The sequence below is a fragment of the Candidatus Competibacteraceae bacterium genome (assembly GCA_016713505.1).
In the GTDB taxonomy this organism is placed as follows: Bacteria; Pseudomonadota; Gammaproteobacteria; order Competibacterales; family Competibacteraceae; genus Competibacter_A.
Map to the genome: position 1 here is coordinate 2,658,984 of JADJPA010000001.1, position 25,368 is coordinate 2,684,351.

Annotated in this window: 17 protein-coding genes and 1 CRISPR repeat array; of the genes, 10 read left to right on the plus strand and 7 right to left on the minus strand. The window is 59.1% G+C overall.

The features are described from left to right. Positions 1 to 10 precede the first annotated feature (10 nt). The 8 genes from IPK09_12190 to IPK09_12225 all read left to right on the plus strand — a co-directional run bounded on the left by IPK09_12190 (position 11) and on the right by IPK09_12225 (position 8,561). Positions 11 to 1,378: a TrpB-like pyridoxal phosphate-dependent enzyme gene (locus IPK09_12190; protein ID MBK7984371.1), complete on the plus strand. Its 1,368-nt coding sequence runs from the start codon at positions 11 to 13 to the stop codon at positions 1,376 to 1,378. Between the two features lie 72 nt (positions 1,379 to 1,450). Further along, positions 1,451 to 2,551, plus strand: coding sequence for a diguanylate cyclase (locus tag IPK09_12195; GenBank protein ID MBK7984372.1), 1,101 nt, complete (start codon positions 1,451 to 1,453; stop codon positions 2,549 to 2,551). Positions 2,552 to 2,702: 151 nt separating this feature from the next. Continuing rightward, positions 2,703 to 3,089: a Co2+/Mg2+ efflux protein ApaG gene (apaG, locus tag IPK09_12200; protein MBK7984373.1), complete on the plus strand. Its 387-nt coding sequence runs from the start codon at positions 2,703 to 2,705 to the stop codon at positions 3,087 to 3,089. A 21-nt stretch (positions 3,090 to 3,110) separates the two neighbouring features. Then, a complete protein-coding gene (locus IPK09_12205) occupies positions 3,111 to 3,719 on the plus strand; it encodes a class I SAM-dependent methyltransferase (GenBank protein ID MBK7984374.1) in 609 nt (202 codons plus the stop codon). 113 nt (positions 3,720 to 3,832) lie between these two features. After that, positions 3,833 to 6,259 (plus strand): endopeptidase La, encoded by a 2,427-nt coding sequence (lon, locus tag IPK09_12210; GenBank protein ID MBK7984375.1) that lies wholly within the window; start codon positions 3,833 to 3,835, stop codon positions 6,257 to 6,259. A gap of 13 nt (positions 6,260 to 6,272) precedes the next feature. Next, positions 6,273 to 7,037 (plus strand): pentapeptide repeat-containing protein, encoded by a 765-nt coding sequence (locus tag IPK09_12215; protein ID MBK7984376.1) that lies wholly within the window; start codon positions 6,273 to 6,275, stop codon positions 7,035 to 7,037. Positions 7,038 to 7,246: 209 nt separating this feature from the next. Continuing rightward, complete coding sequence (locus IPK09_12220; GenBank protein ID MBK7984377.1) at positions 7,247 to 7,903, plus strand: MOSC domain-containing protein; 657 nt, start codon at positions 7,247 to 7,249, stop codon at positions 7,901 to 7,903. 34 nt (positions 7,904 to 7,937) lie between these two features. Further along, the gene (locus IPK09_12225) at positions 7,938 to 8,561 is read left to right on the plus strand and encodes a nucleoside/nucleotide kinase family protein (GenBank protein MBK7984378.1); all 624 of its coding nucleotides are present in this window, start codon (positions 7,938 to 7,940) and stop codon (positions 8,559 to 8,561) included. Between the two features lie 26 nt (positions 8,562 to 8,587). Then, positions 8,588 to 12,398: a CRISPR direct-repeat array (repeat unit 28 nt; unit sequence CTTCTAAACCGCCTACACGGCGGAAAAC). Positions 12,399 to 12,496: 98 nt separating this feature from the next. Here IPK09_12225 and cas1f read toward each other — a convergent pair. The 5 genes from cas1f to IPK09_12250 are packed head-to-tail and all read right to left on the minus strand — an operon-like array spanning position 12,497 to position 16,933. Continuing rightward, positions 12,497 to 13,447, minus strand: a complete 951-nt coding sequence (gene cas1f, locus IPK09_12230) for a type I-F CRISPR-associated endonuclease Cas1 (GenBank protein ID MBK7984379.1) — start codon at positions 13,445 to 13,447, stop codon at positions 12,497 to 12,499. Continuing rightward, a complete protein-coding gene (locus IPK09_12235; protein MBK7984380.1) occupies positions 13,444 to 14,016 on the minus strand; it encodes a type I-F CRISPR-associated endoribonuclease Cas6/Csy4 in 573 nt (190 codons plus the stop codon). The genes cas1f and IPK09_12235 overlap by 4 nt, the downstream gene beginning before the upstream one ends. Before the next feature lie 2 nt (positions 14,017 to 14,018). Further along, the gene (gene csy3 / locus IPK09_12240) at positions 14,019 to 15,125 is read right to left on the minus strand and encodes a type I-F CRISPR-associated protein Csy3 (GenBank protein MBK7984381.1); all 1,107 of its coding nucleotides are present in this window, start codon (positions 15,123 to 15,125) and stop codon (positions 14,019 to 14,021) included. 3 nt (positions 15,126 to 15,128) lie between these two features. Next, positions 15,129 to 16,040, minus strand: a complete 912-nt coding sequence (locus IPK09_12245; protein MBK7984382.1) for a hypothetical protein — start codon at positions 16,038 to 16,040, stop codon at positions 15,129 to 15,131. After that, positions 16,037 to 16,933, minus strand: coding sequence for a hypothetical protein (locus IPK09_12250; GenBank protein MBK7984383.1), 897 nt, complete (start codon positions 16,931 to 16,933; stop codon positions 16,037 to 16,039). Before IPK09_12250 ends, IPK09_12245 begins: the two co-directional genes overlap by 4 nt. 308 nt (positions 16,934 to 17,241) lie before the next feature. Between IPK09_12250 and IPK09_12255 the strand changes: the two genes are divergently transcribed. Next, positions 17,242 to 20,304, plus strand: coding sequence for a type I-F CRISPR-associated helicase Cas3 (locus IPK09_12255; GenBank protein ID MBK7984384.1), 3,063 nt, complete (start codon positions 17,242 to 17,244; stop codon positions 20,302 to 20,304). A 21-nt stretch (positions 20,305 to 20,325) separates the two neighbouring features. Further along, positions 20,326 to 20,769 (plus strand): zinc-ribbon domain containing protein, encoded by a 444-nt coding sequence (locus IPK09_12260; protein ID MBK7984385.1) that lies wholly within the window; start codon positions 20,326 to 20,328, stop codon positions 20,767 to 20,769. On the opposite strand, the gene IPK09_12265 is transcribed toward IPK09_12260, so the two are convergent. After that, on the minus strand, positions 20,759 to 22,657 hold the full coding sequence (locus tag IPK09_12265) for a propionyl-CoA synthetase (protein ID MBK7984386.1): 1,899 nt from the start codon (positions 22,655 to 22,657) through the stop codon (positions 20,759 to 20,761). The two genes, IPK09_12260 and IPK09_12265, sit on opposite strands and share 11 nt — an antisense overlap. Positions 22,658 to 22,888: 231 nt before the next feature. After that, on the minus strand, positions 22,889 to 25,330 hold the full coding sequence (locus IPK09_12270; protein ID MBK7984387.1) for a glucan 1,4-alpha-glucosidase: 2,442 nt from the start codon (positions 25,328 to 25,330) through the stop codon (positions 22,889 to 22,891). Positions 25,331 to 25,368: the final 38 nt, after the last annotated feature.

Below are 25,368 nucleotides of genomic sequence, written 5' to 3' on the forward strand. Positions count from 1 at the left end.
GACACCGAACATGAGCGAAACCGTCAAATACCTGCTCGATGAAAGCCGGATGCCGAAATATTGGTACAACCTGGTCGCCGACTTGCCGAAACCGCCGCCGCCCGTGTTGCATCCAGGAACGCTACAACCCATCGGCCCGGACGATCTGACCCCGCTGTTTCCGATGGCGCTGATCATGCAAGAAGTCGCCACCGAGCGCGACATCGAGATTCCAGAGCCGGTCCGCTCCATTTATCGCCAGTGGCGGCCCAGCCCGCTTTATCGCGCCCGCCGCTTGGAAAAGGCGCTCGATACCCCGGCGCGGATCTATTACAAGTACGAGGGCGTCAGCCCGGCCGGCAGCCACAAGCCCAACACCGCCGTCGCGCAAGCCTTTTACAACCAGCAAGCGGGCATCAAGCGCATCGCCACCGAAACCGGGGCTGGTCAATGGGGTTCGTCGCTGGCTTTTGCCGGCGCGCTGTTCGGCATCGAGGTGCAGGTGTTCATGGTGCGGGTGTCCTACCAGCAGAAACCGTATCGGCGGGCGTTGATGGAGACCTATGGGGCGCGCTGCGTGGCCTCACCCTCCGAGGAAACCGCCTCCGGCCGGGCCGTGCTGGCCCGTCGCCCGGACCATCCCGGCAGCCTCGGCATCGCCATTTCCGAAGCGGTGGAAATCGCCGCCCAGCGCGACGATACCAACTACGCGCTCGGTTCGGTCTTGAACCACGTGCTGCTGCATCAAACCGTGACCGGCCTGGAAGCCATCGCGCAACTGGAAATGGCCGATGACTATGCCGACGTGGTGATCGGCTGCGCCGGCGGCGGCTCCAATTTCGCCGGCATCGCCTTTCCCTTCATCGGCGCGCAACTGCGCGGTGGCCCCAAAGTGCGGGCCGTAGCGGTGGAGCCGGCGGCCTGCCCTACTCTGACGCGCGGCCGTTACGCCTATGATTTCGGCGATACCGCGCATCTGACGCCGCTGACCAAGATGCACACGCTGGGATCGACCTTTACCCCGCCCGGCTTTCACGCTGGCGGGCTGCGCTACCACGGCATGGCCCCGCTGGTCAGTCACGCCGAAAAACTGGGTCTGATCGAAGCCCGCGCTTACCATCAGATCGGTTGTTTCGAAGCGGGCGTGCTGTTTGGCCGCACTGAAGGCATACTGCCCGCGCCGGAAAGCAATCACGCGGTGCGCGCCGCCGTCGACGAGGCGCTACGCTGCAAGGAAGAAGGAACGAGCCAGGCGATCCTGTTCAACCTATCTGGCCACGGCCACTTCGACATGCAGGCCTACATGGACTATTTCGCCGGCAAACTGACCGATCAGGATTACAACGAAGCCGAACTGGCGATGGCGCTCTCGGGATTGCCTTCGGTGGCGGACGCTTGAAAGAGGGCCTGAGCAGACTGCGGTCGCCTCGGAGCTTTACGCCGATTTTGCTGTTCTCTTTGCGGGGTATTTATGTTCTTTGCTAAGAAAACCGATAAAAAACCGTCGGATGAACCGCGATCGGCAAACCCCAAACCTGCGGCGGAGGGCGATTCCGCGCTGGATGCCGCCGCGGGGTTGCTGCGCATTCTGGGCAAATACGCCTTCGATCTCGATCAATACAGCGCGCAAACCGTCAACGAACTCTGCGAGCAATGGGCCAGGCATATCCTGATCGGTTCGCCCTACCCAGGGGCCGCCGACAACGCCGACGCCAGCGCGCTCGCCGAACGCAACTGGCAAGGTCTGCGCGAGTTCGTCACCCAGTTGCGGCAACAGGAAAAAACCTTCGTTTCCACCCACTTCAAGGAAATCCGCAACGTTCTCGGCGATTTCATCGATACGCTGGGCAAGGTCATCGCCGAAAATCAGGAAGACCAGACTCAAATCGCCGACCAGCTCAACCATCTCAAAAGCGCGATCGAAAGCAATGCGCCGCTAGAAAAGCTCAAGCAAGAGGCCATGCGGGTGGTCAGCGTGATCGGCGTCATCGCCGAACAGCGCCAGCAAGCGCAGCGCGACATCCTCAAGCAACTGTCCGGCAAACTGAGAGCCATGCGCGAGGAGCTGAGCGCGGCGCGGCGGGAGATGGAACTGGACCCCTTGACTCGGCTGTACAACCGCAAGGCGTTCGACCAGCAGTTGCAACGCACCTTCGAATTCAACAAGCTTTCCGGTCAACCCGCTTGCCTGCTGATGGCCGATCTGGACCACTTCAAGCAAATCAACGACCAGTTCGGACATTTGGCGGGCGATTCGGTACTCAAGAAATTCGCCGATTGTTGCGCGCAAACCTTTCCGCGCCGCAGCGATTTCGTGGCTCGCTACGGCGGCGAGGAATTCGCGATCATCGTACAAGAGGTTTCCACCGATGTCGCCGCGATGCTGGCGAAAAGATTGCTGCAAGCGGTGCGGGCCTTGCGAATTCACTACGAGAATCACGAGATCTCGGTCACGGTCTCGATCGGAGTCGCCGAACTCAATCCTCAGGATGAGCTTGCGAGCTGGTTGCGACATGCCGATGAAGCGCTCTATCGCGCCAAGCAGGACGGACGAGATCGTTTCGCGCTCTGACGCGATCCGCCCGCCGCGCTCCGGCCGGCGTCGGAGCCGTCCGCGGCAAAACGAATAGTTGCTACAATCGCTTTAACGTTCTCAAGGCCCGGCAGCGACGCTCATCCCGCGAGCTTTGGCGCTCCCTCTCACACTTTGGAGTTGTTCCTCCATGGCCCAGGGCAAAACCGACTACACCATCAAAGTGGCCGCGCAGGCTTTTTATCTGGACGAACAATCGGACCCGGCCCACGACCGTTACGTCTTCGCCTATACCGTAGTGATCCAGAACCACGGCAACATTCCCGCCAAGCTGCTCAGCCGGCACTGGATCATCACCGACTCCAACGGCAAGATTGAAGAAGTGCGCGGCGAGGGCGTGGTCGGCGAACAACCGTATCTGCGTCCCGGCGAAGGCTTCCAGTACACCAGCGGCGCGATCCTGGAAACCTCGGTCGGCAGCATGAAGGGCAGCTACCAGATGCTGGCCGATGACGGCATCACCTTCGATGCCGCTATCCCGGCGTTCGTCCTGTCCATTCCCCGCACCCTGCATTGACGGCCGAACGAGCGAGCCGCCATGTCGCTGCGTTATAGCTACACCCTGCTGGCGCCGCTTTATGATGCCTTCGTCGCGCCGGCCACCGCCGCCGCGCGGCGGGACAATCTGGCCTTGTTGCCGCAAACGCCGGACGCCGACGTGCTGCTGGTCGGCGTCGGTAGCGGCCTGGACATCCCGCTGTTGCCGCGCGGGCCGCGCTACACCGGCCTCGACCTGACGCCCGCCATGCTGGAGCGCGCCCGCCGCAAGGCCGCCGCCGCGAATCTGCCGATCCGGCTTGATGTGGGGGATGCCCGCCGCCTGCCCTACCGCGATACCACCTTCGATAGCGTGGTGTTGCATCTTATTCTGGCGGTGACTCCCCAACCGGAGCAGGTGTTGGCGGAAGCGGCGCGGGTGCTGTGGCCCGGCGGCCAGCTACTGATTTTCGATAAATTTCTGCGGCCTGGCCAAGCAGCGCCCGTGCGCCGGCTGCTCAGCCCGTTGCTGGGGCTGCTGGCCACCCGCACCGATGTGGTGTTCGAACGGGTGCTGGCGCGGACGCCGGGATTGGAAATCGTCTCCGACCAGCCGGCGCTGGCCGGCGGCTGGTTCCGGCGGATCGTGCTGCGCAAAACCGGCGCATAAGGGAGAACCGCCGCCGGCTGCCGCATTCTCGTCCGGCGGTTGGGGCAGCCCTTGATAATGCCTTGCCTCGCCCGCATTTAGGGAGAAATCTACTCTCAGCCGCGAGAAACAGCATGACCGATCACGAAATCGAAACTCTTGAAGCGGAAGTCGTGCGTGAAGACGATATTTCCGACGGCACGACCGCCAACACCATCGTCGCCGCCGCCGATATTCTGCCCAGCACGCTCTACCTGTTGCCGCTGTCCGAACGGCCGTTTTTTCCGGCGCAGGCGCTGCCGTTGCTGCTGAACGAAGAACCGTGGTTGCCGACCATCGAGGCCGCCGCCGAACGCGAGCAACGAGTCATCGGCCTGATGCTGGTCAAGCCCGACAGCGCGGAAAAGGCCGAAAGTCCCGCCGACTTTTACGACGTGGGCACGGTCGCGCGGATGCACCAGCTGGCCCGCAACGAAGGGCGCCTGCAATTCATCGCCCAGGGCCTCAAGCGCTTTCGCATTCAAAGCTGGCTATCCGAGACCCCGCCTTATCACGCTCAGGTCGAATACCTGAACGAGGAGGACGAAGCGGGCGTCGAGGAATTGCGCGCCTATTCGCTGGCGATCATCAACACGCTGAAAGAGTTGATCCCGCTCAACCCGCTGTATTCCGAGGAATTGAAGTTCTTCCTCAACCGCTTCAACACCCACGATCCGTCGCCGCTGGCCGATTTCGCCGCCAGCTTGACCACCGCCAGCAAGGAGGAATTGCAAGATATTTTGGCGACCGCGCCGATTTTGGAGCGGATGAAAAAAGTGATCGTGCTGATCAAGAAGGAACTGGAAGTCGCCCAGCTCCAGACCCACATCCGCAAGCAGGTCGAGGAGAAGATGAGCGAGCACCAGCGCAAGTTCTTCTTGCGCGAGCAGCTCAAGGCCATCCAGCAGGAACTCGGCATCGCCAAGGACGACCGCACCGCCGACGTGGACCGCTTCCGCGAGCGGCTGGCGAGCAAAACCGTTCCCGAAGCCCCCATGAAACGGATCGAGGAGGAACTGGAGAAGCTGGCGATCCTGGAAACCGGCTCGCCGGAATACGCCGTCACCCGCAACTATCTGGATGTGATGACCGAATTGCCGTGGGGTGTTTACTCCACCGACAACCTGGATTTGAAGCACGGCCGCGAAATTCTCGACCGCGACCATGACGGGCTGGGCGATGTGAAGGACCGCATCATCGAGTTTCTGGCGGTGGGCGCGCTGAAAGGCCAGGTCGGCGGCTCGATCATCCTGCTGGTCGGCCCGCCCGGCGTCGGCAAGACCTCCATCGGCCGCTCGGTGGCCGACGCGTTGGATCGCAAATTTTACCGCTTCAGCCTGGGCGGAATGCGCGATGAGGCCGAAATTAAGGGCCACCGCCGCACTTACATCGGCGCGCTGCCCGGCAAGTTCATCCAGGCGTTGCGGGAATCCAAGACCGCCAACCCGATCATCATGCTCGACGAGATCGACAAGATCGGCGCGTCGTTCCGGGGCGATCCCGCGTCCGCCCTGCTGGAGGTGCTCGATCCCGAACAGAACAGCGAGTTTCTGGATCATTATCTGGACGTGCGCTTCGATCTGTCCAAGGTGTTGTTCATCTGCACCGCCAACCAGCTCGACACCATTCCGGGGCCGCTGCTCGACCGCATGGAAACGATTCGGTTGTCCGGCTATATCACCGACGAAAAGGTGCAGATCGCCCGCAACCATCTGTGGCCGAGGCTGTTGGAGCGCAGCGGGCTGGCGCAAGACCGCATCCAGCTCGACGACGCGGCGTTGCGTCAGATCATCGAGGGCTACGCCCGCGAGGCCGGGGTGCGCAATCTGGAAAAGCAGTTGGGCCGGATCGTCCGCAAGATCGCGGTGGAAATCGTCCAGGGCCGCGAAGGTGCGATCACGGTGGACGCCGCGCGGCTCGACGACTACCTGGGCAAGCCGCCGTTCAAGCTGGAAACGCTGATGTCCGGTGTGGGCGTGATCACCGGCTTGGCGTGGACCGCCATGGGCGGGGCGACGCTCAGCGTCGAAGCCAGCTTGGTCCACACTAAGAATCGGGGCTTCAAGCTGACCGGCCGGCTGGGCGAGGTGATGCAGGAATCGGCCAACATCGCTTACAGCTACGTCAGCGCCCATCTGGCGGATTATCAGGCCGACCCCAAGTTCTTCGACGAGGCGTTTGTCCACCTGCACGTCCCGGAAGGGGCGACGCCCAAGGACGGCCCCAGCGCGGGCATCACCATGGCGACCGCCCTGCTGTCATTGGCGCGCGGCCAGCAGCCCAACCGGCCGCTGGCGATGACCGGCGAGCTGACCTTGAGCGGACAGGTATTGCCCGTGGGCGGGATTCGCGAGAAAGTGATCGCCGCCCGCCGGGTCGGCCTGTTCGAGCTGATTCTGCCGGAAGGCTGCCGGGGCGATGTCGAGGAATTGCCCGATCACATCAAGGAAGGCTTGACCGTTCACTTTGTAGAGCGCTTCCAGCAAGTCGTTGCGTTGGTGTTCGATGCCAAAGCAGCGTAATGAGAGGACGATTGTGACGCTTCGCCGCCCGGCTACCGCTTGCCTACCGTTGTTTTTGTCGATCTGGCTGTATTGGCCCGCGCTCGGTTGGAGCGCCTGCGACGACCCGCCCGCCCGGCGGGTCAATTGGTTGCACTGCGACAAACAGGGGATCGATTTGCAGGGGGCGGATTTGCGTGAAGCGGTGCTGACTCAAGTCAATTTAGCGGGAGTCAAACTGACCAACGCGCGGTTGAGCGGCGCGGATTTGGGCGGCGCGACGCTGAGTCGGGCCGATTTCTCCGGCGCGGCGTTGGTCGGTTCGCGCTTGGTCTCGGCAAAACTAGAACAAGCGATTTTCGCCAACGCCAGCATGGCCGGCGCGCGGCTGGAACGCGCCACCTTAACGCAAACGAATCTGAGCGATGCCGATTTGAGCGGGGCGCGGCTGGATCAGGCCGATCTCAATACGGCCGATTTGAGCGGCGCAAACCTGAGTAAAGCCGTCTTGGCGCAGGCCAACCTGACCGACGCCAAGCTATCCAACGCCGATTTGAGCGGGGCGACGCTCAGCCGGGCGGTTCTGGAAAATGCGGTCATGACTCACGCCAAACTCCGGGGCGCCAAGCTGGACGGCGCAAACCTGCTGGCGGTCGATTTCACCGGCGCGGAGCTATCGGAAGCGACGCTGGCCGACGCCCGCATCGACGGCGCTCGCTTCACCGATACCAAGCTCGACAGCACCATTTGGACCGACCGGCGGCGCTGCCGGCCGGGGTCGATCGGGGAGTGTCGGTAAAAAGCAGCGAGTTCAAACGTTGGTTAATCCAGCAGGGCGCTACTTTCAAGCCTGAGGGCAAGCGTCTTGTGGTGGAAGCCGCATGATCGATTACGGACACGCTGGCAAAACCACGCCGGAAGCGTTTGCTGTTCTCATGGCGATGGCTGCGACAGCCGAACAATGGTCGAAAATGGTTGCGGCCTGTTTTCCAGCAAGTGGGGTAGTTTCTGATGTTGATCGTGGACGGCTTATTTATCGGCGAAATTCGGATTTTGGAAGCGACCGGTCATCGGACCGGCTTGTTCAAGGAACCGGTGGAACGAGCGACGGTGAGCCGCCTGGGCCTCGTTGGCGATCACCAAGCCGACCGCCGCTACCACGGCGGCCCGGAGAAAGCGCTACATCAGTATGCGCCCGATCACTATTCCCGGATCGCGGAGCGCTTCCCGACGGCGGCGGTACATGCCGCGCCGGGCGGATTGGGCGAAAACCTTTCCAGCGCCGGTATGACCGAACAGACGGTGTGCATCGGCGACCGTTACCGGCTTGGAGAAAAAGTGGAGCTGGAAATCTCCCAACCGCGCACGCCGTGCGCGAAGATCAACCAACGTTTCGGCGAGGACGACCTGGCGCGCTTCGTGCTGGACGAACGCATCACCGGCTGGTACTACCGGGTGCTCCAGGAAGGCGCGGTCGAGCGCGGCGCGGCCATCACCTTGCAAGCGCGACCCAACCCGGAATTGACCCTGGATTATTTCTGGACAGTCGTCAACCAACATCGTCCCGACCCACAAGAATTGCAGGCGCTGGCCGACGCTGTGGGCCTGACGGAAAGCTGGGTGAAGCGGCTGCGCAACCGGGTGGCGTTTCTGAAGCGAACCTGATCGCTCGCATTTTCGAGATGACGAACCTGTTGAGATGATCGGGCAACTTTATCAGGCACGGCTGGAGGCGCTGCTGGCCAGCGGCGAGCGCAAGATACTGGGGATCGTCGGACCGCCCGGTTCGGGTAAATCCACCCTCGCGCAAGCCGTGCTCGATCATTTCGGCGAGCGAGCGGTGACGGTCCCCATGGACGGTTTTCATCTCGCCAACAGGGAACTTGCCCGACTGGATCGGGCTACGCGCAAGGGCGCGGAAGATACCTTCGATAGCGCCGGCTACGTCGCCCTGCTGCGCCGCCTCAGGACGCAGCCGTCTGATGAAGTGGTTTATGCGCCCGAGTTCCGTCGTGAAATTGAGGAGCCTATCGCCAACGCCATTCCGGTGTCGGCCAACACGCTGTTGGTCATTACCGAAGGCAACTATCTGTTGCTCGATCGCTGCCACTGGGCCAAGGTGCGCGACCTGCTGGATGAGGTGTGGTATGTGGAGGTCGACCCCGACCTTCGGCGGAAACGATTGATTGAGCGTCACGAACAGTTTGGCCGCTCGCCCCAAGCGGCGCGAGATTGGGTTGCTCGAACCGACGACCCCAACGCAGCGCTGATCGAATCCACCCAATCACGGGCACATGTCTTATTCCGATGGGAGGAACCCTGAGTGAATGATGATCGAGGTGGATTTCTATTCTTCTCCGTCTACACGACGGAAAAGTCCACCATCAGCGGCATCATGGAAGTCAGTGACTTCTAAACCGCCTACACGGCGGAAAACCTTGTTCGCCTAATACCGGGCTGCGGCTGAAGCTTCTAAACTGCCTACACGGCGGAAAACCCGAACGTTTACAGTTTCCTCGAAGAGGCCAACTTCTAAACCGCCTACACGGCGGAAAACACGCTGATCGCCCCGGAGGCGTCGTCGCGCCACTTCTAAACCGCCTACACGGCGGAAAACGGGAACAGGATGCCTATCCTCCATACGTGTACCTTCTAAACCGCCTACACGGCGGAAAACATTTGCGGTTTGCGGTGGCGTGACCTGCTCTCCTTCTAAACCGCCTACACGGCGGAAAACCCGTTCCGCATCCGGTCAGCGGACGTTCGGTTCTTCTAAACCGCCTACACGGCGGAAAACGCGCTTTTTTGCAGTCCTAGAGCGGCCACGGCCTTCTAAACCGCCTACACGGCGGAAAACGCGAGCTTGAAGCGCATAGACGCCGTTCGATGGCTTCTAAACCGCCTACACGGCGGAAAACCCGGACGACACTCACTGGTGGTATTTGTTGGCCTTCTAAACCGCCTACACGGCGGAAAACCAGGATCGCCGGCATCGCGCCGGCTTTGATGACTTCTAAACCGCCTACACGGCGGAAAACTATGTCTATAACCGATCTTTGCGCTACCGGCACTTCTAAACCGCCTACACGGCGGAAAACTTGATGGAGGCGGGCGAGTTTGGCGAGATAGCCTTCTAAACCGCCTACACGGCGGAAAACTCAGCGAGATGACACCTCGCTTGTTGACGGTACTTCTAAACCGCCTACACGGCGGAAAACGTCCTGACCGGGCCGGTGTCGACGTGGACGAACTTCTAAACCGCCTACACGGCGGAAAACTACAAGCCCCGTGTAACTGGTCTGCACGCCAGCTTCTAAACCGCCTACACGGCGGAAAACGCGGGCCGCACCACCAAGCCAGACGCACTTTCCTTCTAAACCGCCTACACGGCGGAAAACGCGTCCGACACCATTAATAGCATCCTGAACGTCTTCTAAACCGCCTACACGGCGGAAAACGTTGAGGCGCGACTGCAACGCCGCGCCTTTCACTTCTAAACCGCCTACACGGCGGAAAACCTGAACTGGAGCGGAAACAGCGATACGGTCGCCTTCTAAACCGCCTACACGGCGGAAAACTTTTATACCGGCACAACCACTGGACGCCGGTTCTTCTAAACCGCCTACACGGCGGAAAACATAATCTCCTGCAAGGTTTCGGTCGGCACCTCCTTCTAAACCGCCTACACGGCGGAAAACGAGACCCGCGCGAGATGCCCCGAGACGAACCGCTTCTAAACCGCCTACACGGCGGAAAACCACTCCGCCGCCAACCTGTACGACGCGATAAACTTCTAAACCGCCTACACGGCGGAAAACTACAGCGGCGGCGACACGGTGAAGCTGTTCTTCTTCTAAACCGCCTACACGGCGGAAAACTTACGCGGTCGCCTTTCACGAGCTGGGACACTCTTCTAAACCGCCTACACGGCGGAAAACCTGTACTGGACCGAGCGGGGCGACGCGCGGCCCTTCTAAACCGCCTACACGGCGGAAAACGTCCCAGGCGATTCCAAAATTGTGATAGCTCTCTTCTAAACCGCCTACACGGCGGAAAACACGCCCGACCGGCACCTCGCGGAATCAGGGGTCTTCTAAACCGCCTACACGGCGGAAAACATCCCCAAGGCGTTCGCCGAAACCTGCATCGCCTTCTAAACCGCCTACACGGCGGAAAACCGACGGTTCCGGCCGGCTGCCCAACGTCTACCCTTCTAAACCGCCTACACGGCGGAAAACCGATGCCGAACTGGAAAGCGGACTGCCGCTGACTTCTAAACCGCCTACACGGCGGAAAACGTCGGAGAGCGGCAGCAGGCCATGCGGTTTGCCTTCTAAACCGCCTACACGGCGGAAAACTGCGGTTGCGACTGCTCGCAAAGGGCTATGACCTTCTAAACCGCCTACACGGCGGAAAACGCCCGCGTCGGCGCGCTGCGCTCAGAGCAAAACTTCTAAACCGCCTACACGGCGGAAAACGTCAGGTTGGCACTTTGCCTCATCATGATTTGCTTCTAAACCGCCTACACGGCGGAAAACTGCGGCTGTCGGAGCGCCAGCTTTTGAAAGTCCTTCTAAACCGCCTACACGGCGGAAAACCTTGCCGCCGTCGAGACGGTAAAACAGCACGGCTTCTAAACCGCCTACACGGCGGAAAACCTGCTGGCTTACGGCGCGCGCGCGCCCGACGCCTTCTAAACCGCCTACACGGCGGAAAACAAAACGCGCGACACGCTGAGCCGGGAAAAAGACTTCTAAACCGCCTACACGGCGGAAAACTTTTTTTTTGACTCGGCTGGCTTCCGGATCGTCTTCTAAACCGCCTACACGGCGGAAAACTTCGCGTCTTGCGCGTACTGATAGAAATAGCCCTTCTAAACCGCCTACACGGCGGAAAACGGCGCATTTGCTGCGTCACACCTGCGCGAGTTCTTCTAAACCGCCTACACGGCGGAAAACGGCTCGTTCGGGCCGGTCCTCCCCCATCACGTCTTCTAAACCGCCTACACGGCGGAAAACGCGAGCGTCAGGGCTGGGCTAGAGCCGGTCACCTTCTAAACCGCCTACACGGCGGAAAACCGGCGAACGTGTGAAGGAGGGGGCACCGGGCACTTCTAAACCGCCTACACGGCGGAAAACTCTCGAAAGCCATGACCGGTCAGGCTAGCATCCTTCTAAACCGCCTACACGGCGGAAAACGAAGATGCGCGAGGCAGAAACGCGGTTGCGTTGCTTCTAAACCGCCTACACGGCGGAAAACGACACGCGGATTTTCAGTCCGGTGCTCGATCATCTTCTAAACCGCCTACACGGCGGAAAACATCATGCTGCGACTCAACGCGCGGGAATATCTCTTCTAAACCGCCTACACGGCGGAAAACCAGGCGTTGCGCTCCATGTCGCGCACGAGCAGCTTCTAAACCGCCTACACGGCGGAAAACGAGCGCGCTTTGGCACCACGTCGCCGTCTTGCCTTCTAAACCGCCTACACGGCGGAAAACCCGGTGGTGTCTCCCAGCTTCCGCATGAGGCTCTTCTAAACCGCCTACACGGCGGAAAACCAAAGGTGCGGGCTATATCACCTTCTCAGTCACTTCTAAACCGCCTACACGGCGGAAAACACTGGCGGTTGTGTACCGCCACTTTGCCGGAACTTCTAAACCGCCTACACGGCGGAAAACGTCCGACGCCAGTTCACGAGCGCCGACATTCACTTCTAAACCGCCTACACGGCGGAAAACGTTCCGGCTGCCGATTTCGCGATATTCTTGCCCTTCTAAACCGCCTACACGGCGGAAAACCAGCAGCGGAGGAAAGTCAAAAATTCGAAGGACTTCTAAACCGCCTACACGGCGGAAAACCGCTACTCGTTTTGCCTGCGCTTCTCGGTTCGCTTCTAAACCGCCTACACGGCGGAAAACAACATCGCCCGCGCGTCGCTCGCACTGAACTCCTTCTAAACCGCCTACACGGCGGAAAACTGCGCACCTGCTGCGTCACACCTGTGCTAGTTCTTCTAAACCGCCTACACGGCGGAAAACAAGTTGTATCTCGAACGCCTTTTGCTTCTCGCCTTCTAAACCGCCTACACGGCGGAAAACTTCCGCGTAGCGTTCGAGCTGAGCGACGGCGACTTCTAAACCGCCTACACGGCGGAAAACTGTAGTTTTTTATGCATAATCCTCCTAAATTTCATGAAGTTAGCCAATCAGAAAAGCTTTTGGCTTCCTGAGCGAGGCCATTCAGCAAGTATTTGAAATCATAAATCTTCTTGAGAAAGCTCCTCCACGAAGGTAAAGAGTCGATCCAGGATGTTCACCTCGTGAAACCGCTCGATCAGCTCATCACGAAAAACCTGCTGCTTGACTCCGGAACTACCTCTGGAAAAAGCCAACGGCATCACATACGCATCCTTCACCAGATCAGCCACATCGAAAACCAAACCGCCGCGCCGTGTTTTTCCATGAAGTAACGGCAACGCGAAACTGATCCCCAAACCATTCAAGGTCACCGCAGCATAGCCATAAGCGATGTAATTACCGTGATCCAGAAAGCCGTTCACATCATCTTCCCGGTTTTCATGCGACCCCTTACCCTCCTCACGCTTGAAATTGGCAAGCTTGAAGCCCTCGGCCAGCTTCGCAAAAAGACGCTTTGCCCACGCACCTTCCAGTGATAGCAAATCCCCGGTCGTAACCGCCTTATCGACACCACTCTCGAACCAGCGCAGTAACCCGTCATCTAGCACGACTCGCCACCGGAGCAATTCCGCATCAGCCGACCAGGATTCCAAAGCCCAGCGCAGGCGCTTCTTCAGCATTTGCTTGGCGGCTTCGACCCGCTTGGCCTCATCCAACCACAGCCGCATCCAGCCTTGCATATACTCGGTTGGTCGGTACTCGCTTTGCGTGGTCAGAAACGTCATATCGGCCGCGCAGAACAGCGGCGAACCGCCAGACCCGCAAAAGCCGACCACGACGTTGGAATCCGCTAGCTTCCTCGCCGCCGCATCGGTCAGCGACGAGCCTTTGCCCAATAGCAAAAACGCCGTATTGCGTTCCGGAATGTTGAAAAACTGCTCAATGTCCGCGCCGGTGTCGGTCAGATACACCACGCGATCATCCTTTTGCATCACCCGCACATGCTCCAGGTAAAACACGTTGGCGCGCTTGGACAGCAGAACGGCGCGCGGTTTAATCTGCGGTTTCATAAACGCGGCACCGCGAACGGACGGCTGGACACCGACAAACCATAACTGTCGGGCTGACACGCCGCGCCACCAGACGTACCCTCAAGTGCCTGCACAAATAGGCGAAAAAACTGCTCGTTGCTGCGGCTGCGCGTCTGGAAGAACGGCAGTTTTTGCTCGTGGGCAGCCTCCATCCGTCGTTCTCGCAAGGTATCGGCGGGCTTGCGCAACGAACGCTGCGCCGGAATCCGATAGCGGCGATATTCGATCCACGGCCCGGAAAACGCTTCCGGCACCAGACGCGGATAACCCAAGCGCGCGTAATCTCGGACCACCGCATGATCGGCAACGGCGGCCACCAGTGCATCCAGATCGTCGCGGCTACCTGCGAACACTCGCAAAGTCCAGTGCTGTATTCGAGCCTCCTCCATCAATACACCCGGCAGCGCCAACGCATAGCGGCCCGGCTGCCGCCGGAATGCACCATGCAAAACCTCTAGCGCCGCACCCGCTAACACCGGCGCGGACATCGCCTCCCCGTCAGGATCACCCGCCAGAATCTCCAAATCGACATAGATCAACGGTTTCATACTCAGCTTCCTTCCGAATAAACCCCGCCGCGAATCAAACAAGCCGTGAGAAACATCCCATCTGGCGTGGCCGGGTCAATTTGATTCAGGCGTCGCACCATATCGAAAGCAGAAAATCCCTTCTGATTTCGAAAGAAATGTTGCGCGTCCAGATTCGCCCCATTCGGCTCAACCGGAATCGGACGGCCGTATTTTTCAAAATCGGGATACCAAGTATCGATAGTGCGCAATGCGTTGGAAACTTTCTGATCGCGGATCGCCGCCCGGCCCATGATGCGCGGGCCGTCCTCTGGCTTTGATTTTTCTGAAGGTTGGCCGAGCCGATAGAGGGAACGTGCAAAGCCTTTGGGTTTATCCTCGATGTAGTTCTGCGATGGGAAAACCTCAATTGCCCCTCGGAAACCAAATTCCAAGCGAGCGACGACAGTCAACGCCGCCACATTACGCCCTCGCAATCCATCCGCAATAACGTGGGCCACCGCCTGCTCGGCTTCAGAATAGTTGCCAAATTCCAGTAGTGAAATTTTTAAGGCATCCTCAAATCGAGCTAGCTCTTTCGTCTCACTCTCCACCACAATTTCAATAGCGCTGGCAATCAAGCGATTGCGCCACAGCCAACGGCCGTTAGCGATATTACGTGCGATCCGACAGGCAATCTCATCAATGCCAGCGGCCTCTTTTGCCCGTTGCACAAATCCAGAGATGCTATCCCGTAACGCCGTAACCTCCTGATCGCGGCTCTCCTGAGTCTCCTTTTTGCCGTCGTCTTTTCCAGGCGCACACGCAAATAGCGCGTCTTTTAGATCAAGAAAGCGAATGGAGAAACGGGCAATCATGGCCTCGGCATCACTGGCCAGTTTGGCGGAATCGGTCTGTTGGATATTGGAAACTGCCCGATGCTTGGTATCGCCAGAGGTCGCCGTATCTCCGGTTCCACTGGTATTCACATTTTGCGTACCGCGAATGCCATGACGCACCACTTCCACCGGATACGAGTCATACTGTTTATTGATCTCGCTGAACAATTCGGCGTCCGAAATCACCAAACCACGCTGAAACGCCAAAACGCCAGGAAGCTTCTTGAAAACAGGTGCCGTTACAGTCGCCATGAATTAAATCTCCAGATCAGATTGAGAAAGCAGAAAAACGTCATCATGCGGCCAATGGGGTCGCCAGATGGGTAAAGCGCGATCGCCGAATCGGTAAAAAGACACATACTGAGCCGGACCAACCAGCGGCTCGGCAAAGGCATGGGGATAACCTTCGCGCACGCCCGCGCGCGTGGCGGTCGGCGTCAGCAAGGCATAACCCAAAGTGGTTGCAATCAGCCAAGCCGACGGCAACGACGCTCGCACCGGCGGACGATCCAGCCAATCTCCGGCATCCTCGTCGTCAGCTATTTCAGATTCAGCGTCCGACGCTGGCGCTGGCGACGCAGCCTCAGTTTTACGCCGCTCTGGCCGAGCCGTGATCCGTAACAGCACATCCAGCCAATCTTCACCTTCGGTTTTTTGCATCAAATCGCGGCGATCAATGAGCCAAAAACCGGGGCGAATACGCTTTTCCCACTTTTCGCGGTCGCCCGGTTTAATCAGTTCGCATTCATCGTGCTTGATGATTTGTCCACCCGCCAGCCGCGCCTTGAACAGAAATTCCCTGACCTTTGCCAGATCGATCTCCGCCATTTCCTCGAACTCAATGATTAGCGAAAATTCTCCAGAAAAACTGGCGGTTGGCTGCAACGACAGGGCGTATTTATTCTTGGATGAATAATCATCCTTGTTAATGAAAACCGCACCCCGGCGCTGTTCTGGCCGCAATTGACCGTAGAAATATTCGCCATGCAATTGCGCGGCGTGATGGATGATGGCGACCCCGGTAGCGGGTTTGCTCAAGTGGCGACCCAAGGCATGGCCGAACATCGTGCAGGCCATCACTGGAGCTGTATTGATCAGCCACCACGCCGCTTGCGCGTTCGCACCCTGGACGCGGAGTCGAGGAATCAACAGATAAACGCCGTTCATCGGATAGCGTCCTCAATCCAGCGGGCAATTTGCGCGATAGCGGAATCCGCTAGCGGCCTTTGCCATTGCTCGCTCAATTGCTCGGCAATGATCCGGGCGAGTTGCAGGCCAAAGAGGTAAGCCCAATCGGCATCACGCCACCGTGGTTCAATCAAGCCGCGAATGAGGCTGTCGATTTCTGATGACAGTAACGAGTCTCCGTCGGAACATTGCGGCAACACGTAATGATGAACTTCCAAAATTTCTCGCGCCTGCCGTCCGCGTTCGATGACGGCGTGGGCAATACGCCCTATCCATTCCTGCTCCTCCTGCCGGATATCCTTGGTGGACGGCATGTGCTCTTTGTGGGTGCTTTCAATCTGCGCCCTGGCCCACTCGCAGTACTCTTTCAGCAAACGCGGCGGCGGCTTGAGTGAAATCCCCCGGTAATGGATGATCAGAGCACGACGCAGCAAGGGTTTTTCAGGCGGCGCTCGAAACAGCAACGGATTGCGCATTTCGCGCACTAATCCACCGACGTTCTGGGAATTACTGCCGCCCATCCCCAGTAGCGCGCGCGAGAACGGCGGTTTTTTCTGCTCGGCCCGCTCCGCCAATTTCCGGTTCAAGACCGCGCTAAACCCGCTGGACCCCAGGGGAGTAACCGCCACATACTGACCATCGCCTTTCGGCAACAAAATCTGCCGCAAGCGGGGCGATAGGTTCTCAGTGCCTTCCTCATAAGCGCTTGTCTTGGCCTCAACCATGAAGCGTTGAATAGCTTGCACCTGTTCCGTAGGCGCGGTTTCTGGCGCTTCGGCGCTCTCAACCCATCGCAGTTGCTTGTAAATAGTCGCGGTCTTACCAGCGTTTTGGGTGTAATCCAGCGGCACGGCCACCCCATCAGCCAACAAAGTTCTGACTCCAACTAGCGGCAAATCAAGGCCACTCTCTGGCCCGACTCGAACCCCACAAGCCGATACATTGGAATTGACGGTTTTGCCCGAAAAATGCACGAGTCGAGCGGATTCTTCTTGGTAACTATTGAGGGGGAACTCGACCCATTCCTTCGCTTCAGCGGATTTTTTTGGCTTCTTAGTTGCCATCATTTCTCCTTGAGTCAGGTTTCTGAAAGTTAAAAATTACGTTTTTTGACTACTCGTTTAAATACACTGTTTAAAATAAAGTGAATTAGCAAGAACCGCTCCAGAGGAATCTTGGAATGCATGTTGTCTTGATTTCAGCTTGTGAAAAGCGCGCCCTTAAAAGATCGCGAGCGATCCTAGACAGTTACGCGCTGCGGGCGGGCGAACGCGCCTGGGCTACCCCAATCACCCTCGAAGGCTTGCAGGAACTGCGGGCAGCGCTCAAACGCACGGCGTCCCGGCATACAGCGGTAGCCTGTTATCGCAATGAGGGAATGCGGCGAATGTGCTTGCTGTGGATCGTCGGTAGCGCTCGCCATTTCGGGCCGCACGGCCACTTTCCAGCCGGAACCACCCGCCGCAAAAAGCCGGAAATTCCGTCGTGGATACGCTATGCCGCATTACTCGCCGACGCCGCCGGGCAGGGTCATGATGTCGGCAAAGCCAGTAAAGCGTTTCAACTGAAACTGCGCGATTTCAAATTGGAACAAAAGGACAGCCTGCGGCACGAATGGGTGTCGCTCAAAATCATTCAGGCACTCCGCACAGGCGCGGATTGGGACACCGCTTGGCGGCGGTTAGAAACTCAGCCCGAACGCGAAGGCGTACCTTTTGACGAACGCGGATTAACCAACGTAGTTGACGCTTTTGATTTTCTAGTGGTCAGCCATCATGGGTTATTCGGGCCGCGCGCCGGCGACGCCGCACTCAGTGCTGAAAATCATGTGCGCTCGACGCCGGCATTTGAACTGGCGCAGTATCGACCCCATGCCGAATTGCCCGTGCTGAGCCTGGCGCTGCTTCATAAGAAATTACGCCGACTCGAAAAAATCACCCCACCCGCCGACGTTTCTATCCCGCTGTACTGGCGCGCGTTATCGCTGATTGCCCGCGCGGGTCTCATTCTCGCCGACCATGCCATTTCGAGCCTGACCAAAACGAAGGCGGCCGAACTGTATGCCAACACCCAGCAGATCAAAGGCCAAAACCATCGCCCGCTCAATCAACCGCTCGACCAGCATTTATCGGATGTTTCCAGCCTGGCTGGACGGATGACCTACCGATTAGGAACGCTGCGATTACCGGGCTTATCGCCCGAAGCCGTCGAACGGATCATGGAGCGGACGACAGAGACGCGCTTCCTCTGGCAAAACCGCGCCGCCAATGCCTTGGAAAACGCGCGGCGGAATTCGCAACGGCCCGCGTTGGTGCTCAATCTGGCGGGTACGGGTACGGGCAAAACCCGCATGAACGCCAAATGCGCCTGCGCGCTGGCGGGCGAGCGACTGGTACGCTTCGCCACCGCTTTGAATCTGCGCACGCTGAGCCTACAAACCGGTATGGCGTATCACGAGCAATTTGACATTGACTGGGATGAGCTGGCTTGCGTCATCGGCGATCAGAGCGCGGTTCAGACTCTCAAAAGCGGCCCACGCTCGCCGGTCGATGAATTTGCCGACGAAGACGAAAATCCGCAGGAAGCCGAGTTTGAAACCTTCGGCCATGCTTTCTTCGTCCCGGAATGGGTCGAGCCTTTTATCAAGCACAAGCCCAAACTGCGGCCGGTAATCGGCGCGCCGGTGTTGGTTTCAACCGTCGATTTTTTGATCGCTGCTGGCGAACCGCACCGCCAAGGCCATCATGCGTTGGCGCTGTTGCGGTTGGTGGATAGCGATCTGATCTTGGATGAAATCGACAGTTACGACCCGAAGGCGTTGGTGGCCGTGTTGCGGCTGGTGCAGCTTGCGGGGCTGTTCGGGCGCAATGTGATTGCCTCATCCGCGACCCTGGCCCGGCCGGTGGCGTTTGCCCTGAGTCGAGCCTATCGCAACGGCATGGCGATGCGGGCGGCGCTGGACGGTCGAACAAGTAGCGATTTTCTTTGCGCGCTAATTGATGATCGGCTCGATCCTGAAGTCTTCGTTGCCAAGGATCAGGGCGAACTAGAACAGCGTTATAACGCTCGTATCGACCGCTTGCTGGGCGCGTTACACGGCGAGGCGTACCGTATCCCGTGGCTAGCGAGAGTTTCCAAACCAGGCATCGCGGCTTGGCAAGACACTATCCAACAAGCCGTTGTGAAACTACATGACCATAACGCTTGGCCCTTCGCGCAAACCGGCAAACGAGTTTCCTTTGGATTAGTGCGCATCGCCAATATCCGGCCCGCTGTAGAAGTCGCCTGTTATCTGGCCAAACAGTTGCCGAACGCGCATGTCGCCTGCTATCACGCAGCGGATTTGAAGGTTCAGCGTTTTATGAAGGAGAGAACGCTGGATCGCTTGCTGACCCGGAAGAAGCTGGATGATGAACAAATCACCGGCGATCCTGACATCCGCGAACGAGTCGCGCGCACGGATGCACAAAATGTCATCTTCATTGTGGTTGCGACGCCTGTTGAGGAAATCGGGCGTGATCACGATTTTGATTGGGCGGTTATCGAGCCGTCCAGTACGCAATCCATCGTCCAAACCGCCGGGCGGGTTAACCGCCATCGGCTGTTGGTGCGTAGCGGCCCCAATATCGCGCTATTGCAGGCCAACTTCCGAAAAATACGCGGGAAAAGTCCCATCGCCTTCACGCGGCCGGGACTTGAAACCAAGGAGATGCCCTACATCGATTCCCGCTATGGCCGCAATCCACGCGGACATAATTTGGCCTATCTCATCGACTGGAACCGACTGTCGGCGCTCGACGCCGGTCTGCGTTTTCGCGATCACCCCTTTGCCCGCCTGGACGATGAAAACCTGACTTCGATGCTGGCCGAGCCGCTCAAAATCCTGTGCATGGAAGCCAAACCCCGCGCTTGGATGGTTGAAGCAACTTATGAGAATTACCCGCTACGGGATCAAGATGAAATCCAGCAAACGTGGCTGCTGACTGAAGAAGATAAGTTCAAGCTGTGGGAGCGGAAGAAAAAAGGCGGTGATTGGGTTGAGCATGATTCGCTGGTCACGCGCTCCCCGACTGTTGCCAATGCTTGGCTGACGTGGACGCGAGAAGATTTAGCGACCGCCGCTCTTAACTATCAGATCGACGAACCTTTTGAGCTAAAAACCCAATTTTATAAACTGGCCGACCGCGGCTTTGAATGGCATCACGCTTTCGGAGCCAGTCAACCCACCAGCGACGCCGATTGACAGCCCTATCTTGGAGCCGCCATGAAAAGCCCCAAACAACGCCGCCAAGAAATCAAGGAACGCCGCGCCAAACGCGCCGCGCGAAAAATCCGTTGCGTAGAGAATCGGCCTATCTACCGCCCCGTCGGCACCGAGCCAGTGACCCCCGCCTTACTATCCCCAACCAACAGCTACGGCACCCCGGATTTCGTGCGCCGGGGCTACTATCAGGACTATCCGTTTCGGTGCAAGGGCTGCGGGAAAGAAGAAATCTGGACAGCGGCGCAGCAGCGCTGGTGGTACGAAGAAGCGCACGGCGACGTGTGGACGGTCGCGGTGCGCTGTCGGCCCTGCCGCCAGCAGGAAAGAAGCCGGAAAGTGGAAGCCCGGCGCATCCATTTGGAAGGGGTGGCCGCTAAAACGCGGGCGGTCGATGGCGCAAAAGCCATCAGCCGCCCGCCGCTCGGCCGCGACGTTAACCCTTAGCTGCGTAGCCGATGGTTTTCAGCGCGTCCTTGATCTCATCCAAGATCACCGGATCGTCGATGGTAGCCGGCACCTTGTACTCCACGCTATCGGCGATCTTATGCATGGTGCCGCGCAGGATTTTGCCGGAACGGGTCTTGGGCAAGCGGTTGACCACCACCGCGTTCTTGAAGGCCGCGACCGGGCCGATCCGCTCGCGGACCATCGCCACGACTTCCTTGCTGATGTCCTCGTGCGAGCGATCGACGCCGCTCTTCAACACGATGAAGCCCAAGGGCAATTGGCCTTTCATCTCGTCGTTGACGCCGATCACCGCGCATTCGGCCACGTCGGGATGCGAGGCCAGCACCTCCTCCATGGCCCCGGTGGACAGCCGGTGGCCGGCCACGTTGATCACGTCGTCCACCCGCCCCATGACGAAGATGTAACCCTCTTCGTCGATGTAGCCGGAATCACCGGTGGTGTAGTAGCCGGGATTCTCCTCGTAATAGGCGTCGCGGCAGCGCTTGTCGGCGTTCCACAGCGTCGTGAACGCGCCGGGGGCCATCGGCAGTTTCATCACCAGCGAACCTTCGTTGCCGGCCGGCACCGGATGACCGTCCGCGCCCAGGGCTTGCACGTTCCAACCCGGCATCGCTTTACTGGTCGAGCCGTATTTGACCGGCAAGCGCTCGATCCCCAGCGGAATGCCGGCGATGGCCCAGCCGGTTTCGGTCTGCCACCAATGATCCACCACCGGCACCTTCAGATGGTCCTCGGCCCAGTGCAAGGTGTCGGGATCGCAGCGCTCGCCCGCCAAAAACAGGGCGCGGAAGTGGGAGAGGTCGTATTTTTTGAGCAGCTCGCCGTGGGGGTCTTCCCGCTTGATGGCGCGGAAGGCGGTCGGGGCGGTGAACAGCACCGGGATGCGATGCTGGCTGATCACCCGCCAGAACGCGCCGGCGTCGGGGGTGCCGACCGGCTTGCCTTCGTAAAGGGTCGCGGTGGCCCCGTGGATCATCGGCCCATAGGCGATGTAGGAATGGCCGACCTGCCAACCCACGTCCGAGGCGGCCCACATGGTCTCGCCCGGCTTGACGGTGTAGAAATTCTGCATGGTCCAACAGGTGGCGACCGTATGGCCGCCGTTGTCGCGGACGATGCCCTTGGGTTGGCCGGTGGTGCCGGAGGTATACAGGATATACAACGGATCGGTGGCGGCCACCGGCACGCAATCGACCGGACTCGCCCCCGCCATCAGTTCGTCCCAGTCGTGATCGCGGCCGGCTTTTAACGGCGCTTTAACCTGCGGCCGTTGCAGGATGACGCAGGCGGACGGCTTGTGAGAGGCCATGTCGAGCGCGGCGTCGAGCAGCGGCTTGTAGGGCAGCACCTTCGCGCCTTCGATGCCGCACGAGGCCGACACCACCGCCTTGGGGGTGGCGTCGTTGATGCGGGTCGCCAGTTCGTTGGAGGCGAAGCCGCCGAACACCACCGAGTGAATCGCGCCGAGCCGGGCGCAGGCCAACATGGCGACCACCGCTTGCGGTACCATCGGCATGTAAATGATCACCCGATCGCCCTTGTTGACGCCCACTTTCCGCAGCGCGCCGGCGAAGCGCGACACCAAATCCAGCATTTCGCGGAAGGTGAAGGTACGGACGGTGTCGGTCACCGGGCTGTCGTAAATCAGGGCGACTTGATCCGCCCGCCCGCCCGCGACGTGCCGGTCGAGCGCGTTATAGCAGGTGTTCAGCTCACCGCCGGCGAACCAGCGATAAAACGGCGCTCGGCTGTCGTCCAGCACCTTGTCCCACGGTTTGAACCAGTCGATGGCCGCCGCCGCCTCGCTCCAAAATCCGACGGGATCGGTGATGGAACGGCGGTAAATACTGTCGTAAGAACCCATGGTGCAACCTCCTCGCGCTGTCGTTTTGTTATTCGGTCACGGACGCTTTTAAAGCTCGTCGATCATTGTCTTAGAATTTTACTAAGTCTTTATCCTCATTAAAAAAATGACCGTATAAGGATAATCGAGTGTTAAAAGTCTAGCCAACAAAACCACAGGGCGAGGGAAATTGGCGAGCGCGCGGGCAACCCTCCTGACTGTGGCCTGACCGACCGACTGAGAAAACCTTGCTCAGGGCCTGCGCGCGACTGAATAAGAATCCCAGATGGCGCGGTCGGCCAGCGACTTCACCAGTTTGATGTATTCGGCGTGCGACCACGCCAGCGGGGTCGCGCTGTCGGTGCCTTCGCCGATTGCGAAATGGTGCGTCGAATTGTCGCCGACCCCATCGAAAACCTGCTCCGGCAACATCAATCCCTCGTTGGCGAACTGTTCCATGGCGCCGGCATAGACCATTTTCAAATCATTGATTTGCTGAACCGTAATTTGGCCGCCGTTCGCCGCCTTGACGCGCTCCAACTCGAAATGGCCGCGCTCGCCGGTAAAGATCGGCCACACCCGGCCGCGCTGCGCGGTGTTTCCGCCTTCATAATTGCCGCCGTTATCCGTGCGTTCGCCGTAGCCGTCGTTGCCGTAGCGCCGCCAGCCCGGATAATCGGACCGTCCGCTAAAGGTGAACAGATATTTGACTCGCAGATTCTCAGGCAGGCTCGTGTCGTCCAACTCGTCCAGGGAATCGATGATCTGGGGATCGTTCGCCGGCAGCACGCCGTAACGAACCAGTTCGAGAAAGCCCGCGTCCAGCACTTCCTTTTCGCTGAGCGCCGGTTTGCCATTACTGCCGTCGATGGAATCGCCGTCGTTCGGATTTTCATTCTTGGTGATGCGCAGATAATACCGGCCGTTGTCCGGGCCGCTATTAAAAACGCCGCTGGTGGTAAATAGCGTATTGGCGAGCTTGCTCTTGATTTGATCGGCTTTTTGTTCGTACCAGGCGGCGGCTCCGGGATCGCCCGCGTGGCGCGCGATGTCGGCGGCGGCCAGCAGTCCGGTGATGATCGCCGCTTCGGTCGAGGGCGAATAACCGGCTTGCTCCTCCCAGCGTTCCATCCGAGTCCAGGGAGGCGTCACCGCATAGTCATTGGTGTTGCCGTCTTGGAAAGTCAGCTTGATCTGACCGCCGTTGGACATAAACTCGGCCGCCGGCTTGATCATCGACCAATACTTGCCGTTGATTTCGCTGTCGGAAAGCACGCCGTTCTTCCACAGTTTCCAGCCCAGCATGACCGGCATCGCGGTCTGGTCCATCTGGAGATGGACCCACTCCAGGCTGCCGTCGACATGGGTTTTTTGCAGAAACCAGCCGGGGCGGCTGCTTTCGATCTTGAGTCCGGCGCGGGTGATCGCAGGGGTTCGCACCTGAACTTGGGGCAGGTACTCGAAGGCGACCCGCGGCGTTTCCCGATCGCCCAAAGCCAGCAAAGCCATCGCGCATTGATAGAAATCGCGCGGCCAAACCGCCCGGTAGCCCGTCTCGAATTCATTGGCCGGCCGGGTTTCGCCCCAGGGGATCGACAAGGACGCGATCAGCGCTCCCGGATTTTGTTTGTCCTCCATCGCCTTGAGCACCATCGCGCTGGCGTACAGCAGCTTGCCGCCGTCGGCCGTCGCCCCGGTCATGGCCGACAAATTGGGCAAGCTGTTCAGATAGTCCTCCCAGCCGATGGCGGCTCCTTCCCCGTTGTATTTCTTCAGCAGCGAATCGTAGCCTTCCTGAAGCGAGCCGTCGGCTTGGCTCATGGCGGCGTCGTGCGAAGACCCATAGCCGACGGCGATATCGAAGATCTTGGACTGGTTGGCGTTGAGGGTTTCCAGTTTCGCCATCATGACCACGTTGCCGCCGCCGTCATCGGCCCAGTCGTAATCCCAGTCCATGACGCCGTTATCGCGCAGATCGGTCCAGCCGTCGGATGTGCCCTCAAAACCGGCCGACATCTTCACGAACTGAGCCGTGGCGCGCAGGCTGAGAAACTTGTCTTGATGTTGGCGGGCGTTCAGATAACCCTCGCCGCGAGCGTCCCGGCCGACATAGGCCACATCGTAACGACCGGAATTGCCGATGTGCGGATCGATCAAAATATAGGGTGTGACGTTGTTCTCCTTGGCGGTGAACTTCACGCGCACGAACAGGGTTTGTCGGTCCGGGTCGGTGAAGACGCTCTTTTCGATAACGTATTTGCCGTTATTGGCCGTGTTGACGATCTTGTAAGCGAGCGATTTGGGTCGGCCGCTGGAATCGGTATATAAGTATTCAACTTTATGATCGGTGGCCTTTTTCTCCTCATCGAAAAAGCCGTTTCCCGCGACCAGAAACTGCAAATCCTTAATTTGCGCCTCATCGATCCGCCCGTAAGCGGTCTCGGTAATGATGCCCTGCGCGATGGAAAACCAGACTTTTGAAATAGGTCCGGTCGGCCCGTTATCTTGGTACTGTCGGTTGACGTAACGCTCGTAGGACGTGCCGATTCCCGTTTTTCCAGCATAGGTCCAAGTGGCGTTACTCTGGGATTGTTGCGCTCCAGGCGCGCCGCCCGCCGCCAGCGCCGGCAGGGCAAACCCTAGAGCGGAACCAAAAACCGAAGCTTCGATGAGCGATCTCGTTCGACGATTCATGGGTTCCTCCAGCAAATCGAAAATGATTCGGCTCTGAA